This window comes from bacterium (genome assembly GCA_029210545.1).
Classification (GTDB): domain Bacteria; phylum BMS3Abin14; class BMS3Abin14; order BMS3Abin14; family BMS3Abin14; genus JARGFV01.
Map to the genome: position 1 here is coordinate 13,804 of JARGFV010000023.1, position 16,086 is coordinate 29,889.

The following is a 16,086-nucleotide window of genomic DNA, read 5'->3' on the forward strand; positions in this document are numbered from 1 at the left end:
ACAAGTTGAAATGATATTTTTTCGCCTGTCCCGGGTCTCAAAGGTCTTTCCCAATGCAGGCGGATACAGCGGCTTTTATAAATAGTGTAATGCTTTTACCGCTTCTACCGGAACAAAAAAGCCGGAGCAAAAGCTCCGGCCATGGTTTCATGTGACTTTGTCTGAGACTAGGATCTTGCCGTGATCCAGTCGCGTGCGTTCCGGACCCGCTGCAAAGTCCGCTCTTTCCCCAGCACCTCCATCACCTCGAACAGCCCCGGGCTGTCCTTGCGGTAGGTCAGGGCGATGCGCATGGGCTGGGCCAGAGCCTTGAGCTTCAACCCTTCCCCTTCCAGCCACTCCCGGATCTTCTCGTGGAGGGTCTCGTGGTCAAAGGGGTCGATGGTGGAGATGAACTCGGCGGCTTTGCCCAGAAGCGGCTCGATCCCCGCAGTGAGGAACTTTTCGGCCGGTTCGGCCTCGTACTCCAACTCCCGGAAGTAGAAAGTGGCCTTTTCGGCCATCTCCACCAGGGTCACCGCCCGTTCCCTCAACGTGAGAACTACCATTGTGAGCCACTGGATGTCTGGTTTGTCCGCGATCAGCCCCTTCTTTTCCAGGAAGGGAACGAGACGCTCTGCGATGTCCCCGGCATCGCACAGCTTCATCCACTGGCTGTTGAGCCACTCCAGCTTGTGGTGGTCGAAAATGGAGGGAGACTTGCCCTGGTCATCGAGGCGCCAGAGCTTCAGGATCTGATCAATGCTGAAGATCTCCTGCTCCTCGTGGGACCAGCCGAGGCGGACCAGGTAGTTAATGAGCGCCTCCCGGAGGTATCCCATCTCCTGGAACTCGGCTACGGCCGCGGCTCCATGCCGTTTGCTGAGTTTCTCCCGGTCCGGGCCAAGGATGAGGGACATATGGCCGAAACTGGGGGCCTTGTAGCCGAGGGCTTCGTAGAGCTGGAGCTGCCTGGGCGTGTTGGAAAGGTGATCCTCTCCCCGGATGACGTGGGTGATGCCCATGAGCGCATCGTCCACAACCACGGTAAGGTTATAGGTGGGGCTCCCGTCGGTTCTGCGGATGATCAGGTCGTCCATCTGGGTCTCGTCGAACATCACTGTTCCGCGGATCATGTCGTCAACGACGATCTGTCCTCCCTGGGGGGCTTTGAAGCGGATGGTAAAATCACCGTCCCGTTCCCCTTCCCTGAGCCGCCGACAGCGGCCATCGTACTTGGTGGCCCGCCCCTTGACAAAGGCCTCCTTCCTCATGGCCTCCAGCTCCTCGGCGGTGCAGTAACACCGGTACGCTTTGCCTTCGGCCAGGAGACGGTCGATATGCTCATTGTACAGGTCGAACCTTTCGGTCTGTCGAAAAGGGCCCTCGTCGAAATCGAGATGGAGCCACTCGAGGCCGTCCATGATCCAGCCGATCGCCTCATCGGTGGAGCGCGTAAGGTCGGTGTCCTCAATGCGGAGGATAACCTTGCCGCCGTGCTGACGGGCATGGATCCAGTTGTAAAGGGCGGTCCGGACCCCGCCGATGTGCAGGTACCCGGTGGGAGAGGGCGCGAAACGGACACGGATGTTTTCGGAAGCCATTATTCCTTCCTCTCATTTTGAGAATCCAGGCTCCTGTTGGTCAGGTAATAGTTATCCCGGCATACCCCACGACTTTCTCGTAATCGCCGCTGACTTCCCCGGAGGTGGCGTACCGGACCAGCCGGGCGCCTGTGGCCCCAAGGGCGATGGCTGCGTGGAGCATGGCTGCTGTGGGGAATATCCCGCACATGGAGATGCGCCGGCTGGCGACGGTGTCCAGGAGCCCGTCCGGGTCGAGGTCAAGGATCTTCGAGATGGCCTCCGAATCCTTGGCCCGGGCGGATTGATGGGTCTCGTAGTGGGTCATGTCGGAGCTGGCCACGAGGAGGATCTCGTCAGTTCGGCTGCTGATCACGTCCGCGAGAGCTTTCCCCAAAATACGGCACTCATCCCTGCCGAGCCTTGAAACGGTTATGGGAACAAAATCGAGTTCTTCCCCCCTGGCGTACCAGAGGAACGGAAGCTGGACCTCGATGGAATGTTCCCTGAGGTGAGCAAACTGGTCGGGGTTTGCCAGTTCGCAGCGCTGAAGGATCTGGTCCGCGAGGCCATCGTTCACGGATACATCGCCGAAGGGCATACGCCAACTGCCGCCGGGAAAGACCGAGACGGCAGGGCCCATCCCCGTGTGGTTGGGACCCAGTATGATAACCGTTCGGGGGATCCTCACGGAGGCGGCTGTCCGGCCCGCCACACCTCCGGAGTAAATGTACCCCGCGTGAGGCATGATCGCCCCGATAGCCTTTTGGGGCTGTGTTTCAGAGGTGAGGTAACCTGCCACCACCTGCCGGAGCTCTGCTTCCGCAGCCGGGAAGAACGTGCCGGCAACGGCGGGATCTCTGATCGGTCCTGCAGCCATCTTATCCCTCCAGACCCATGGCTTTCCGGAGCAGGCCGGCTGTCGAAAGGGCGGCGAGGGCCTCCCCTTCGATCCCAAGTTCGTTTGGAATGGATTTGATGATCGCTACCCGTCCCCTGTACCTGGCCGCTACGGCCAGGCGGCCGATGATCCCGGGAGTCCAGGCTGCGATCCCGGTTCCCAGGGGACGGTTGATCGGGAACTCCTGGAAGTTCTCGAGGTCGCTTGATACGTGGTCGAGACCTTCTCCAAGGAAGGGGATCACCGATTCGAGAGCTGTCAGGAGATCCTCCGTGACTTCGTCGACCGTATCCCGGGTGAGGCCGGCCAGGACGTCGGCCGGAAGGAGAGAGGTTACGGTAAGAGAGCGCCTGCCGTCAGGCGACATGTTCGATCCGGAAGGACTGAGGGCCAGAAAACAGCATTTCAGGCCAAGGGGGCCTCCGTCATCTTCACGCATCATGAGGAGGTTATCCTCCATTCCCAGGGGGACGATCTTTTCCTCTATCCCGAGGTAGAAGCGAACCGGGTGAACGGGCACAGGACCTTTGTCAGGTCCTGTTTTCCTGTTCTTCCACAGGCCTTCGATGGCGGATGCCAGCCCCTCGGTGGTGGACAAGGCCTTCGTCCGCACCCGGCCTCCGCCGGCGAGGAGGAGAGTCAGGCTGTCTCTTCCCGACTGCTCTATCCCGGTGACCTTCTCCGGTCCGAGGAGTTCACCGCCGTATTCCCTGAACCTCTGGAGCATGAGGTCCGTGATCCCTCTCGTACCCAGGGACTCCAGGAACGTTCCTCTCCTGCCCACGCTGTGAATGAGGGAGGTGGAAAGGGGCGGGATGACAGCGGAAAGGGGCTGGGCTCCCAGCATGTGGTTCTGAAGGGTGAGAAAGGCCATCTCGGGGGTTTCGGGGTCCAATGACCTGAACTGGTCGTTGAGCTTTCGGGCCTGCCATAACCCCTTGAGACGGTGGGTAAGCCCCCTCGTGTAGAGCCATCTCTTCTCCAGTTCCTCGATATCATCCAGGCTCTTACGCCAGGTGTCAGCCACCTCATCCCACTCCCGGTACAGTTGCCGCATCTCCTCCAGTGAGGAGGGGAACTCCCTGGCCAACTCGGCCAGGAACCGGTCCCGATCGGGGTAGACGTTGATCCTGTGGCGGGGGAGGACCACCTGGTAACTCACATCGTGTTGAGGATACGACTGGTTCACGAGAACTTTGCCGATCCCTATCTCGTCCAGGAACTTCCGCAGGAAACCATCACTGTCCAGGCCAAAAAGAGGCCCCGGACGTTTTCTGAAAAGGTATCCGTTTACGGAAACGTCAGCTGGAACATTGTTATCCAGTCCGTCGACGATGAGTACTTTTCGTCCCCGTCTGGCCATGAGGGCGGCCAGGGCGAGTTGCGGGAATCGGGTCCCGATAACGGTGAGATGAAAGGATGATGCCATGATCGCCGCTTCAGGCTTCGACGGAACCTGCGCCGAGGATCCTGACCTTTCGGCCTTCGATAAGGAGCCTGCCCTCGGACCAGAGCCGGAGCGATTCGGGGTAGATGCGATGCTCCTCGATCAGGATGCGGGCGGACAGGTCCCCTACGGTATCGTCAGGAAGTATGGGGACGACGGCCTGCAGAATGATGGGTCCGGTGTCCGTTCCCTCGTCAACGAAGTGTGTCGTACAGCCCGAGAACCGCACGCCGTAATCGAGGGCCTGTTTCTGGCCGTGAGTCCCGGGGAAGGAGGGAAGGAGAGCGGGGTGAATGTTCATGATCCGGTGATGGTAGTGGTTGACGAAGCGGGGGGTCAGGACACGCATGAACCCCGCCAGGACGACCAGTTCAACTCCGTGCCCGTCGATGATCTCGATGAGCCTCGATTCAAAAGCCTCCCGGTCGGGGAATTCGCCATGTTTGACCACGACGGTGGGGATCCCGTGCCTGGCGGCCCGTTCCAGACCATACACGCCTTCCTTGTTACTGAGAACGAGAGCGATCTCGACCTTGACGCGACCGGTTTCGACGGAATCGATGATGGACTGAAGGTTGGTCCCGCCACCGGAGACGAGGACCGCGATCTTTTTCATGAAAGCTCCTTACGCAGCTTTGGTCGTCGCTTTAGTGCGAAGATCAAAGAGCGAAGCTCGAAGAAAAGGTCACAAGTAAGATAATCTTCGTTCATTGCCTGCCCTGAGCCTGGTCGAAGGGTGCTTCGCGCCCAGGTCAAACCTGATGACTGGCATCAGAGGAAAATCACTTTATCTTCTTCTTCAGAACGAATCTCTACAGATCCGATACGATACACTTTCTCCCCACGATCCAGCAAGACAGCAGCTATTTTATCAGCTTTGTCAGGTGAGACGATAACCAGCATTCCGAGGCCCATGTTGAAGGTGGCGTACATCTCATCCTCGGGAACGTTACCAAGTCTCGATATCAGGTCGAAGATGGGGGGACCCGGCCAACTGCCCTTCCTGATAATGGCCTTGAGGTTGCCGGGCACGACGCGAGGGATGTTCCCTCCGAACCCTCCGCCCGTGATGTGGACCATCCCGTGAACCTCACCGCCGGCTATGACGGGGAGCAGGGAAGGCGCGTAGGAACGGTGGGGTTCCAGGAGCTCGTCGCCGAGAGGACGGCCGAGATCGGGGTGGATCCCGTTCAGGGGCAGGGCGGCCATCTCCAGGAGGACCTTGCGGGCCAGGGAGTAACCGTTGGTGTGAAGGCCCGAAGAGGCCAGGCCGAGGATCGTGTCACCGTGACCGATGGCATCACCCGTGATGATCTCGCCGCGGCCCACGACCCCGATGATGGTACCGGCGAGGTCATATTCACCCTGGTCGTAAAATCCCGGCATTTCAGCTGTTTCGCCCCCGAGGAGTGCGCATCCGCTGGCACGGCAGGCTGCACAGATCCCTTGTACAACCTTTTCCACAACGCCCGGTACCAGATGGCCGGTGGCCAGGTAATCCAGAAAAAAGAGGGGACGGGCGCCCTGGACCAGGATGTCGTTGATGCAGTGGTTGACGATATCCTGCCCGACTGTTTCGTGGCGGTCCATGAGAAATGCCACCTTGAGCTTGGTTCCCACGCCATCGATGCTGGAAACCAGGACGGCGTCGGGGGGGAACTGACTGGTGGAGAAGAGACCCCCGAACCCACCGATGCCGCCCAGGACCTCTGGCCCATGGGTCTTTTTGACAAGGCTGCCGATCCTTTTCTTGGCCTCGTTGGCTGAAGAAATATCGACTCCGGCATCGGAATATCTGGTTTCCTTCATGGTCGGGATTCTCTCGAAAGGCAATGGGCCGGACACTTGATACCCGGCCAGCTGCGTGTCAATGTTTATCGACTCGCTGCTGTTAAGTATGTCGGAAACCTCTGATCGCCTTGGTACGTTAAGATACCGAATTACAGCGGGAAAATACTATAAAAACAGTTGATGACTTCGCAAAAAGTCCCGGATTGGACTTTTTGCGACCCTGTCACAGTTCAAATGCTCCGGGATTTTGCACGACAATTCACGATCGCAGTGTACGATTTTCCGACAAACGATATCTAGGAGCCTGGCAGATGTTCTCTGACGGGCTCCTAGTTTCCGCCAAGGTAAAACAATTCCGGGGGCCTGTCAAACACCCAAAATCGCGAAAATAAGATCAATCGCGATTTGGGGGGGACGAAGCGCTTCCTTTGTCGGACGGTCGGTTGAAATATTTGACAAAAATGGCAGATATGATATAAGTGCTAGTGAGTAGTGAGTAGTGAGTAGTGAGTAGTGAGTAGTGAGTAGAGAGAAGGGATGATCGCTCTTCCCTCCTCCCCATGATACGAATTGGAGTTTCACTTGACTATGACTATTTCACGCGTAGCGCTGGCGGTTATCGGTGACGAGGTTCTGCTGGGCGAGGTCGCCGACCTGAATATCCACCTGGTGAGCCGGGAGATCTTCCGGGCAGGCGCCGAACTGGGTTACGTCTGCGTCCTGCCCGACGACGTGCGGTTCCTCGTGGAGCACCTTGGCTGGATGCGGGAGCGGTACGATTGGGTTATCACCACGGGCGGCATCGGGGCCACCCATGATGACCTCACAAAACAGGTCGTGTCCCGCATCATGGGTGTTCCCCTCGTGGTTGCGCCCGAGGCCGTCGATGCCCTCGAAGCGCGGCTGGGATCGCCCCTTTCGGCCAGGCTGCTGGAACTGGCCATGGTTCCGGAAGGAGCGGAGCTCATCACCAACGAATTGACGGCCGCTCCCGGGTTTGTCATCGGGAACCTCATCGTTCTGCCGGGAATCCCGAAGCTTGTGGAATCGATGCTCGGAATGATAAAAGGAAAATTCAAGGGATCAGAGTTCTTTACGAAAACCGTTTTGACGCCCTTGAGGGAATCGGAGATCGCCAGCCATCTTGAAGAGGTCCAGGCAAGGTTCCCTTCGGTCAAGGTCGGCTCCTACCCGAGGATAGAACCCGGGGGACACCGGGTCAGGGTCGTGCTTCGAAGCAGGGATCCGGAATCCCTCGGAGAGGCGGAGGCTCTGCTTGTTGAAAGGATCGGTCAATGATCGGCCCCATTACGTCCGACATCAGGTTATTTGAACGATATCGGCCCCGGGCCGCCGGGATCATGCTGGTTCTTGCCGTGGCCATTTTCGGCTCCGGCTGCACCTTTATGGAAAACCTCCGGAAAGGGCCCGCTCCGGCCGGCGAGGCCCAGGAAATCGTCGGCCGCCGTGCCCGGGAACTTTCCGTTATCGGGGAAAAGGCCGGCAGGACGGCCCCGGAAGAACTCGGAGCCGCCCGGGTTGTGCTCGACGAGATGTCCTATTTCGGGGGACAGGGGAACAGTGGGGAGGTCTCGAGGCTGGATGAGAAGATGACCGGGATCCTCGATTCGATAAAGGCCAAGACTCCAGGATCCGGCGGCAACGGGGCTGTGGATCAACTGGCGAAACTCCGGCGGGAAAACAGCCGCCTCCAGCTCCAGGTAAAGGAACTCGAGGACAAGATCAAGGCCCGGGAACTTTCAGCCGGAATAGAGCGTGGCACACTCACCAGGCGTCTCGAGATCGTCCAGGCGGCACGTGATGAGGCCGTTGCCGAGGTGGTTCGTATCAGGGCCCGGATCCAGGGGATGGCCTCCAGGTCCGAAGCGTCGGCCATGTTCGCCGAGGCCAGGGTTCTCATCGACAGAATGGTGGAAGAGGCCTACCGGGAACAGGCGTTAGAGGATGTGGAACTGGCAGAGCATTACCTGCGTTCGGGCAAGGAGGCTCTCGACCAGGATAACCCGGCAGGGGCGGCCTACCTGTTCGACCGTGTCTCGGAGCTTTACACCACGATGATGAAATCGGATCCCAGGCAGATGACGGTGAAGGTCAGGAACGCCGCTTTGAGGAAGTCCCCTTCCGACTCTTCCCAGAGCCTTGGCTACCTTTCCCAGGGCGATTACGCGAGGGGTCAGGAGAAGAAGGGGGGATGGATCCGGGTCGAGAGTCCTTCCGGTCTCGAGGGCTGGATCCTCCGGGAACAGGTCCAGTAAACGACTCGACGCGGTTGCGTCCAGCTTCCTTGGCAATATACATGGCTGTGTCGGCGGCCTCCACGATCTCCTCGAAAGATGAACCGTCTTCGGGGGCGGTGGCAAGCCCGACGCTGATGGTGATCCTGGTCTCTTTCCCCTTGAGCATGAAAACGTTTTTTTCAACGGCCTCACGGATCTTCTCGGCGATCAACGCACCGCCCCTCCCCTCGGTGTGGCTCAGGCAGACGATCCACTCCTCCCCTCCGAAACGGGCGACAACGTCTGTCTTTCGAACGCTGCTGACCAGAAGGTTAGCCAGCCGCCTGAGAGCTTCATCCCCGGCGATATGGCCGTAGGTGTCGTTGTAACTCTTGAACCTGTCCAGGTCGATCATGAGTACGGTCAGGGGCTGGCCGGTCCTGACCGACAGCTCCAGCTCCCGCGGCAGATAATCCTCTATGTAGCGCCTGTTGTAGCGGCCGGTGAGGGGGTCGGTAATGGTCATGACCCGCATCTGCTCGCTGTTGGCGCGGATCTCTTCCAGGCTTTCCTGGAGGCTCATGGACATGCTGTTGAAGGTCTGAATGAACTCTCCCAGTTCACCACCCGCCCTGGCACTGACCTCCAGCCCCGGTTTGCCGGACCTTATCTGGCGCGAGACCCGACTGAGTTCCTCGAGGGGCAGGACGATGGTCCTGGCAACGAGCAGGGCGGGGACGAGGAAAATACCCGCGAGGATGAGGGCCATGAGAAACACCTGAGCCCTGAATATGAGCAGCGGTTTCATGGCTTCGTCGTAGGAGGTCTCCAGAATGACGCCCCAGGGGAACTCGTCGATGTCGCTCCATGTGGCAATGACCTTCCGGCCGAGGACCCCCATGTAGACGGCCTGACTTTCCCTGCCGTCGATAAGGTCGCGCGTGCCTTTCGGTGCGTAGCCGTCATCCCCGACCTCAATGTTGGCGGCCTTTATCTTTCCGCTCCCGTCCAGGAGGTAAAGGGCCGCGTCCGGCTGGGACAGGGCGTTCACAGCTGACTGGAGCACCTCTCCCCTTACGATCGCCGCGAAGATGGTGGTACTGATGCCGCCGCCGTAACTCATGCGCTGCAGGATCATGATCCTGGGAGGGCCATCCCCGCTCAGCTCAACGAAGACCGATTGGAACCCTTTCAGCTCGGGCAGGGGGTCGGTGGGGATCATTTCCCCCTCATTGACCCGTGAGGCAAAAACGGTTCCGTCCGAATTGATGATGGCGAATCCGGAAAAGTCGTCCGTGTCCTCGAGAAGGTAAGTGAGGTAGCGGTCGATGTTGTTCATCGATTTTTCGTGCGTGTCTTTTCCCGCGCTGTTCTGAACGTTTCGAACTTCATCGTTGAGGAGAAAGGACGAGGAATAGGCGCGGACATCCTGTTCGAGGCGCCTGAGCTTGTCGCTCACCTGCCGCGCCGCGTCGACGGTCCTGTTATTGATCTCCGTATGAACCTGGTGTATCAGGGTGTCCCCGATCCGGCCGCTGGCGAACCATCCTTCGAGGAAGGAGGGGACAAGGACACTGAGGATGACGATTCCCATAAGCTGAAAACGCAGGGTCTGGACCCGCTCCAGGATCAACCGCCACCATTTGCCCGCCAGCCTTGAAACGGTGCCGGACGGTTTTGGGAAAGGCGTTTTCATGAAACCAACATAACCGAATCGGCGGGAGCCTGCAATAGCGCGGAATATTCGACCATCGGAAAAAATATCAATGACGATTGTGGGGAATTCTTCCGTCCCCGGAGTATTTGTGCTATAAGTTCACAAGGCTGATTTCCAGGCAGGCGGGGAGGGTCCGCCGCACCAGGGTAACACAACGGAGGCAGGTATGAGCTCAGACAGGAAGACAGTTCTCGTGGTTGAGGACAAGGCATCCCTGACGCAGATGCTCCAGTTCCTTTTCCTTTCCAAGGGTCTGAATGTCCAGATCGCCTTCAACGGCAAGGAAGCCCTGGAAAAGGTGGGCGGCATTGCACCGGACCTCATTCTCCTGGATATCATGATGCCCAAGATGGACGGTTTCCAGGTGCTTGAAAAGCTCAAGGAAAACCCGGAAACTGAAATGATCCCGGTCATCATGCTCACGGCCCGCAGGTCCAGGGAGGACATGCAAAAGGCGAGAAACCTCGGGGCCGTGGAGTACATCACGAAACCTTTCAAGGCGGTGGAGGTCGTGGACAAGGTTCTGCGGCACATTCTCTAGGTGCTGCGTGTGAAAAATACGGTAGCCGTTTCTGTCGGGCAGATCCTGACCCATCCCTTTCGATGGGTTTTCATGAGCATCCGGCGGAAGGCGATCGCAGGCCTGCTCGTCATCCTCCTTTCAGCTGTTTTTGTCATCGGACTCTCCATCATCAGCCAGGCCAGGAACTTTATCCTGGCAGAGGTGCAGCGCCGAGCCGCTTCCGTGGCACGTTTCGTGGGATCTGACCTGAGCCTGGCAGCGACGGTAGAAGACAGCCGGCATACTGTGCGCGATGTGGTGCAGCGGATCTGCGAGGACCCGAGCATCATTTACGCCAGCGTCTTCGACCTGACCGGCAAGGTCCTGGAGCAGAACTGCTCGCGTCCCGGGTACGAGATCAGGAGGTCCCTTCCCTTAAGCGAGCTTTACGACCTTTCCGCAGACGATGTGAAGTACCACGTCTCTGAAGATGTCCTGGAGGTCTACAGCGGCTTTAACGTGTCTACGGAAGGGCAGACCTGGTTTTTTCTCCTCGGTTTTGACATCACAGACGTTTCCGCCATCGTTGCCAAGATCACCAGGCTTATCGCTCTAAACGCCTTTATCGTCTACATCCTGGGGCTCCTGGCTCTCATAGCGGCAGTCAACCGTCTTACGGAACCCCTGGAGAACCTGACGGAGGGGATCAAGGACCTCGGCCTGGGGAAGACACCTCCTCCGGTGCCGGTGAGAGGCTACGATGAGGTGGGCACATTGTCAGCCAACTTCAACAAAATGGTGGAGGAGCTGGTCCGGTACAGGCAGGAGGTGGATAACTACCAGAAGCATCTCGAGGAGATGGTGGTGGACCGGACGGAGGCTCTTAACGTGGCCAACAGCGAACTGGTGCGGATCAACGAGAGCCTTAAAGGAGCCAACGAAAAGCTGCTGGAGCTCGACAAGCTGAAATCCAACTTCCTGGGGATCGCCACCCACGAGCTGAAAACACCTCTCTCGGTGGTGGGAGGCTACCTGGACAGCCTCCAGGACGGGTTTGCCGGGGAACTGAGCGACTCGCAGAGCGGGATCGTGAGTGAGGCCCTCGGCAGCTGTCACCGCATGGAGGCTCTCATCAGCGACATGCTGGACCTGGCGAAGATCGAGGCGGGCCGTATGCCCATGGAAGTCGGGGAGATGCCCGTGATCCGGGCGGTGCATAAAGTGGCTGGCCAGATGATCCCCCTTCTGCAGAAGAAGAAGCTGACCCTGGATATCCTGGAGGACGGGATGGAGGCCGCAGCCACTTTTGATGAGGACAGGGTCATCCAGGTCCTCATCAACCTCGTCGGGAACGCCATCAAGTTCACACCCGAGAACGGAAAGATCACAGTATTGGCCAGGCACGGACGCCGAACCGACCCGGCGTTCCTGGAACTCATCGTCGCCGATACCGGTATCGGGATCAGCCGGGAGGACCTGCCCCACATCTTCGAGGAGTTCGCCCAGGTGGGCCCCCCCGGCAAGGTGGAAGGCACAGGCCTGGGTCTTGCCATCTGCAAGAGGATCGTTCAGGCCCATGGTGGGAAGATCTGGGCGGAAAGCGCTCTTGGTGAAGGGACCACATTTCATTTCACCTTACCGTTGGTGAAATGACAACCGGGTCCCTTCACGCACGAGGGGGCGAGGGGGAGAATTGGCGAGGGGGAGAAAACCCGTATGGGAGTGTCGGTGTATCGGGGTAACGGGGTAAGTTCATTCTGAAACGGGGAATCGGTGAAATGGGGAAAATCCGGAGGTAACGTTTGTCATTGCGGGGAGTCACGGCTTCAGCGTGACGACGTGGCAATCTGTCTCAGGATCAAAAGCTGTAACGCGGAGTTACGCAAAGGTGGCCCGCTGGTAGGCCGCCCATTCCGCAGGGGGCCGCAGGGAAAGCAAATAAGTACTTTTGAATTTATTACCCCGGGCATCGCCGGTTTTGCTTTGGAATATGGAATGTGAAATCTGGAATTAGCGTCAGCACCATGATCGTTATACGATCATGGTGCTGACGCCTGAACTCGTCATCGCGTTGACGATCTTCTTCAGGACAGCAACGACATCCGGGTCGAACTGTGTCCCGGTGTGCTTTTCCATCTCGCGGAGGGCTTCCGAGATGTTCATGGGATCGCGGTAGGGGCGTTTGGTGGTCATGGCGTCGAAGGCGTCAGCTGCTGCCAGGATCCTTGACTCCAGAAAGATCTCCTCCTCCCGCATTCCGTTGGGGTATCCCTTTCCGTCCAGCCGCTCGTGGTGCTGCAGGACACACTGCTTGATCTTGTCGTCGAAATCGATCGGTTCGAGGATCCTGTACCCGGTGAGGGGATGGTCCATGATCTTGTCGTACTCTTCCGAATTCAGTGTGGTGGGTTTGTTGAGGATGCTCAGATCGATGGTGATCTTCCCGATATCGTGGAGGACGGAGGCCTGCTGGACCACCTCCAGCTGATCCATTGTCAAACCCATTTGCTCGGCGATGAGCAGGGAATACTGGGTCACCCGCTCGGAGTGGCCCTTGGTATACATGTCCTTGGATTCGACGGCCACGATGAGTGACTGGACCATGGAGAAGTAGCTCTTCTGGATCTTCTCGAGAAGAAGGGCGTTATGGATAGCCATGGCCGTTTCCGAGGCGATGGTGGCGAGGAGGGTCTTTTCCCCTTCGGAGAAGGGCATCCGGTTCCTGCGGTTGATAAGGGAGATCACGCCGATGAGCTCATCGCTGATCATGACGGGAGCCGAGATGGCTGTTTTCCGTTCATACCCGATGCTGCTCACCGGCGAAAAGGTGTCCTGGGAAGAGAAATCCTCCACGAGGAGCGGTTTCCTGTTCGCGGCTACCCAGCCGGCAAGGCCCTGGCCAAGCGGAACCGAGCGCTTCCCGGAAACTCTTCTTTCGGGCATCCCCTGGGAGTACTCCACGACCAGTTCACCCCTTTCCGCGTCCAGGAGAAGGAGGTGCCCGATCTCGGCCTGCAGAAGCTCTGCAGGGAGGGAGACGGCCATGCTGTAGATCTGCTTTTTATCATGTTCCATGCCCATCATGCGGCTTATCTGATTAAGAGCCGAGAGCCTGTTGATCGCCTCGTTGAGGCTGACGTTCATGGTTTCCAGATTTATATTGAGGGTTGAAACGGTGAGGTTGGCCTGGCGGGTTTCCTCCAGCTGTTTTACCAGCTCACGTGAGAGTTCCTCCTTTTCGAGGAGGTGAGCTATCTCCTGTTTCTCGAAGGTGGTCACGCGTGTCTGGAAACTCTCCAGTCCTTTCTGCTCGGAGAGGGACTTCTCGGATTGAGCGTAACGTTCGGCAATCCTGGACAGGATCGGGAAAAAAGTCGTTGGATAGGCGATCGGGCTTCCGGACCTGTCCTCACTGTCGGTGGCTTTGCCCAGTCGGCCCAGGAATATGAGGATGTAAAGAAGGCTCCCCCCCAGGGCGAGGACGGCGACAGCCAGAATTGCAAGGATCAGGTAGACGTTCATCTGTTTTTCACAATTATGACCTTCCGTTGCCGGCCGGCACTGTCAACGAGGGGCTAGCTGAAAGATTTCAATATTGTACTATTAGCAGAATAGTTCAAACCCTGCAATATGTGGGCGCAACACACCCTTCCATCCGCCCCATGTTGCGCCACGGCGGGGGATATGGTAAGGGCGTTGGAGCAAGTTCACAGTTCACGGTTTACGGTGTACAGTAATTCGTGAACAGACGAACGCCAACATTCACTGTAAACAGTAAACTGTAAACCGCAGACTTCTTATGCAATTCCAACTCGATATTTTTCTCGCCGCCCTGGGACTCGCCCTGATCATCGAGGGGATGCCCTATTTCCTCGGTCCGGAGGCTGTCAAGCAGATGGTGATCAAGCTGCTCGGCCTGCCTGCCGGGGTCCTCAGGGGATTGGGTCTCGCCAGCATCGGGGCCGGCCTGCTCCTCGTCGCCCTTTCCCGATACCTGGGGTTGGGAAAGTGAGTCTCAGTTGCAGTTTCAATTACGGCAATTCCGACCTCGCTCAACCGGGTCAGGGGCAGAGTCCGTGACTTGTTTAAAAAACCTCCTCCACCGCCTCGTAAAATTGCTCGAAGAGACTTTTGCGGGGTTGTCCTGAATACTCATGCCATGTTCCCTGGATGCGGGTATTTCATGGGCTGTGTCCCGATAATGGCAGCTTCTTTGGGCATCACCTTTATCGTCTTCCAGGCCACCCCTCAAAAGGCATGCGCCGGTGCTCAGCCCGACATCCGTCTGCTCCTTGATGAGCACACTCCCAGGTCGGTGGTGAGGGGGGAGTCCTTTACCGTCGAGAGTTTCGATGACGGGCGATGGGGCACGGTAGTGAGCAAGGTCAGGCTTGCGGTGTTCAGTCCCGCCCCCTCGGGAGTCCGCCTCGACAACCGTTTCTCCCTGGCTGTATCCGCCGACCGGGTTATCTTCCGGGGGGCGGGGTACGGTCACGGCGTGGGGCTTTGCCAGTGGAGGCGAGGGGCGGAGCCCTCAGTGGGATGAGCTACCGTCAAATCCTCGCCAGGTACTACACGGGAGCGGAAGTCCGGCGCGCGTATTAGCGGCGCCGCAATCTCAAATCTCAGATTTCAGATTCCTGCAAGTTGTTGTTTTTTTAAAGATTTGAGATAAATGTCCAGCATTACCGAATGACAGACGATGACCAAAAAAAATCATACAGACATTGAAACCTACAAATATTCCCTCCCCGGATCGCTTATCGCTCAGGTTCCGGCGGCCCGGAGAACGGGGTCGAGGCTTCTGCACCTGGATCGCGGTTCGGGCACCGTCGGGCACCTGGGGTTTACGGACCTCGTCGGCCTCCTTCGGCCGGGAGACCTCCTGATCCTCAACGATACGAAGGTCTTTCCGGCGCGCATCACGTGCAGAAGGGTTTCGGGAGGCTCGGTGGAGCTGATGCTGAAGCACTATCCCGACGCCGGGGGGCAGGCCTCCTGCCTGGTTCGTCCCGGGCGCCGGATGCGGGACAGCGAGGAGGTGTTCCTGGGTGACGCGGGGGCCGACACGCTGGTGGTCCATCGCAAAGGGGAGCTTTTCACCGTGTCCGGGGGTGTGGTCTCGGTCGCCGAAGCGATCAGCCGGTATGGCCGGATACCCCTTCCGCCATACATCAGGCGGGACAGCTCCGGTCCCGGCGCCGAGGACGAGGTTCGCTACCAGACGGTTTACGCCGACCGGTTGGGAGCTGTGGCGGCCCCCACTGCCGGTCTGCATTTTGACACCGCCACCATCCAGGCCATCGCGTCTTCCGGGGTCGGGATCGCAAGTGTAACCCTTCACGTGGGTCCGGGCACCTTCCAGCCGGTCCGGGTCCGGGACATTTCCATGCATACCATGGAGATGGAGCTCTACCACATCCCGGAGGAAACGGCGGCGGCGGTGATGGCGGCAAAAAGGTCGGGTGGGCGCGTGATCGCAGTGGGCACGACCGTGGTCAGGACCCTCGAATCGGGGTCCGGCGGCCGGCATCTCAAGGCCGGTGATGGGAATACAGGCCTTTTCATCACCCCGGGATACCGGTTCAAGGTCGTGGACGCACTTCTCACAAATTTCCATTTGCCCCGATCCACCCTCCTCATGCTGGTGTGCGCCTTCGGCGGCACGGAACGGGTGATAGCGGCTTACGGGGAGGCGGTGAGGGAGAAATACCGGTTTTACAGCTACGGGGATTGTATGTTCGTCGAATAATTTCAAAATTCAAATCGCACATTTCATATGAATAATCCATGGTGTGCGTTTTTTGAATTTTGAAATATGGTGGACTCGCAAAAAGTCCATCAATGCGCCCCGCGCGGGGCGCCCAAATCAATGACTCACCGCGCCTGGGAGAGGCGCCCGGATCAATGACCGGCAAATATGTCAGTG

The 16,086-nt window shown here is 58.4% G+C and carries 13 protein-coding genes and 1 pseudogene; 7 read left to right on the forward strand and 7 right to left on the reverse strand.

Annotation, left to right across the window (positions count from 1 at the left end; translation table 11 throughout):
- Nucleotides 1-167: 167 nt before the first annotated feature.
- The 5 genes from gltX to purM form a co-directional block, all read right to left on the reverse strand.
- On the reverse strand, nucleotides 168-1,583 hold the full coding sequence (gene gltX, locus P1S46_04070; GenBank protein MDF1535664.1) for a glutamate--tRNA ligase: 1,416 nt from the start codon (nucleotides 1,581-1,583) through the stop codon (nucleotides 168-170).
- A 40-nt stretch (nucleotides 1,584-1,623) separates the two neighbouring features.
- On the reverse strand, nucleotides 1,624-2,442 hold the full coding sequence (gene amrB, locus P1S46_04075) for an AmmeMemoRadiSam system protein B (protein MDF1535665.1): 819 nt from the start codon (nucleotides 2,440-2,442) through the stop codon (nucleotides 1,624-1,626).
- 1 nt (nucleotide 2,443) lies between these two features.
- Nucleotides 2,444-3,892 carry a hypothetical protein gene (locus P1S46_04080; protein ID MDF1535666.1) on the reverse strand — a complete coding sequence of 483 codons (1,449 nt, stop codon included), beginning with the start codon at nucleotides 3,890-3,892 and terminating at the stop codon, nucleotides 2,444-2,446.
- Nucleotides 3,893-3,902: 10 nt separating this feature from the next.
- Nucleotides 3,903-4,526, reverse strand: coding sequence for a phosphoribosylglycinamide formyltransferase (gene purN / locus P1S46_04085; protein MDF1535667.1), 624 nt, complete (start codon nucleotides 4,524-4,526; stop codon nucleotides 3,903-3,905).
- Nucleotides 4,527-4,681: 155 nt separating this feature from the next.
- Nucleotides 4,682-5,719: a phosphoribosylformylglycinamidine cyclo-ligase gene (gene purM / locus P1S46_04090; protein MDF1535668.1), complete on the reverse strand. Its 1,038-nt coding sequence runs from the start codon at nucleotides 5,717-5,719 to the stop codon at nucleotides 4,682-4,684.
- Between the two features lie 570 nt (nucleotides 5,720-6,289).
- Between purM and P1S46_04095 the strand changes: the two genes are divergently transcribed.
- Together P1S46_04095 and P1S46_04100 are read left to right on the forward strand one after the other, a co-directional pair.
- Complete coding sequence (locus P1S46_04095; GenBank protein ID MDF1535669.1) at nucleotides 6,290-7,000, forward strand: molybdopterin-binding protein; 711 nt, start codon at nucleotides 6,290-6,292, stop codon at nucleotides 6,998-7,000.
- Nucleotides 6,997-7,977, forward strand: coding sequence for an SH3 domain-containing protein (locus P1S46_04100; GenBank protein MDF1535670.1), 981 nt, complete (start codon nucleotides 6,997-6,999; stop codon nucleotides 7,975-7,977). The genes P1S46_04095 and P1S46_04100 overlap by 4 nt, the downstream gene beginning before the upstream one ends.
- 13 nt (nucleotides 7,978-7,990) lie before the next feature.
- Here the strand turns inward: P1S46_04100 and P1S46_04105 are convergent.
- A pseudogene (locus P1S46_04105) lies at nucleotides 7,991-8,707 on the reverse strand (sensor domain-containing diguanylate cyclase).
- 1,114 nt (nucleotides 8,708-9,821) lie between these two features.
- On the opposite strand from P1S46_04105, the gene P1S46_04110 reads away from it, so the two are divergent.
- Nucleotides 9,822-10,196: a response regulator gene (locus P1S46_04110; GenBank protein ID MDF1535671.1), complete on the forward strand. Its 375-nt coding sequence runs from the start codon at nucleotides 9,822-9,824 to the stop codon at nucleotides 10,194-10,196.
- Between the two features lie 9 nt (nucleotides 10,197-10,205).
- Nucleotides 10,206-11,810 (forward strand): HAMP domain-containing sensor histidine kinase, encoded by a 1,605-nt coding sequence (locus P1S46_04115; protein MDF1535672.1) that lies wholly within the window; start codon nucleotides 10,206-10,208, stop codon nucleotides 11,808-11,810.
- Nucleotides 11,811-12,188: 378 nt separating this feature from the next.
- Here P1S46_04115 and P1S46_04120 read toward each other — a convergent pair whose 3' ends face one another.
- The gene (locus P1S46_04120) at nucleotides 12,189-13,679 is read right to left on the reverse strand and encodes an HD domain-containing protein (GenBank protein MDF1535673.1); all 1,491 of its coding nucleotides are present in this window, start codon (nucleotides 13,677-13,679) and stop codon (nucleotides 12,189-12,191) included.
- A 277-nt stretch (nucleotides 13,680-13,956) separates the two neighbouring features.
- On the opposite strand from P1S46_04120, the gene P1S46_04125 reads away from it, so the two are divergent.
- The 3 genes from P1S46_04125 to queA all read left to right on the forward strand — a co-directional run bounded on the left by P1S46_04125 (nucleotide 13,957) and on the right by queA (nucleotide 15,909).
- Nucleotides 13,957-14,169 (forward strand): DUF2065 domain-containing protein, encoded by a 213-nt coding sequence (locus P1S46_04125; protein ID MDF1535674.1) that lies wholly within the window; start codon nucleotides 13,957-13,959, stop codon nucleotides 14,167-14,169.
- Between the two features lie 189 nt (nucleotides 14,170-14,358).
- A complete protein-coding gene (locus P1S46_04130) occupies nucleotides 14,359-14,703 on the forward strand; it encodes a hypothetical protein (protein MDF1535675.1) in 345 nt (114 codons plus the stop codon).
- Nucleotides 14,704-14,859: 156 nt separating this feature from the next.
- A complete protein-coding gene (gene queA, locus P1S46_04135) occupies nucleotides 14,860-15,909 on the forward strand; it encodes a tRNA preQ1(34) S-adenosylmethionine ribosyltransferase-isomerase QueA (GenBank protein MDF1535676.1) in 1,050 nt (349 codons plus the stop codon).
- Nucleotides 15,910-16,086: the final 177 nt, after the last annotated feature.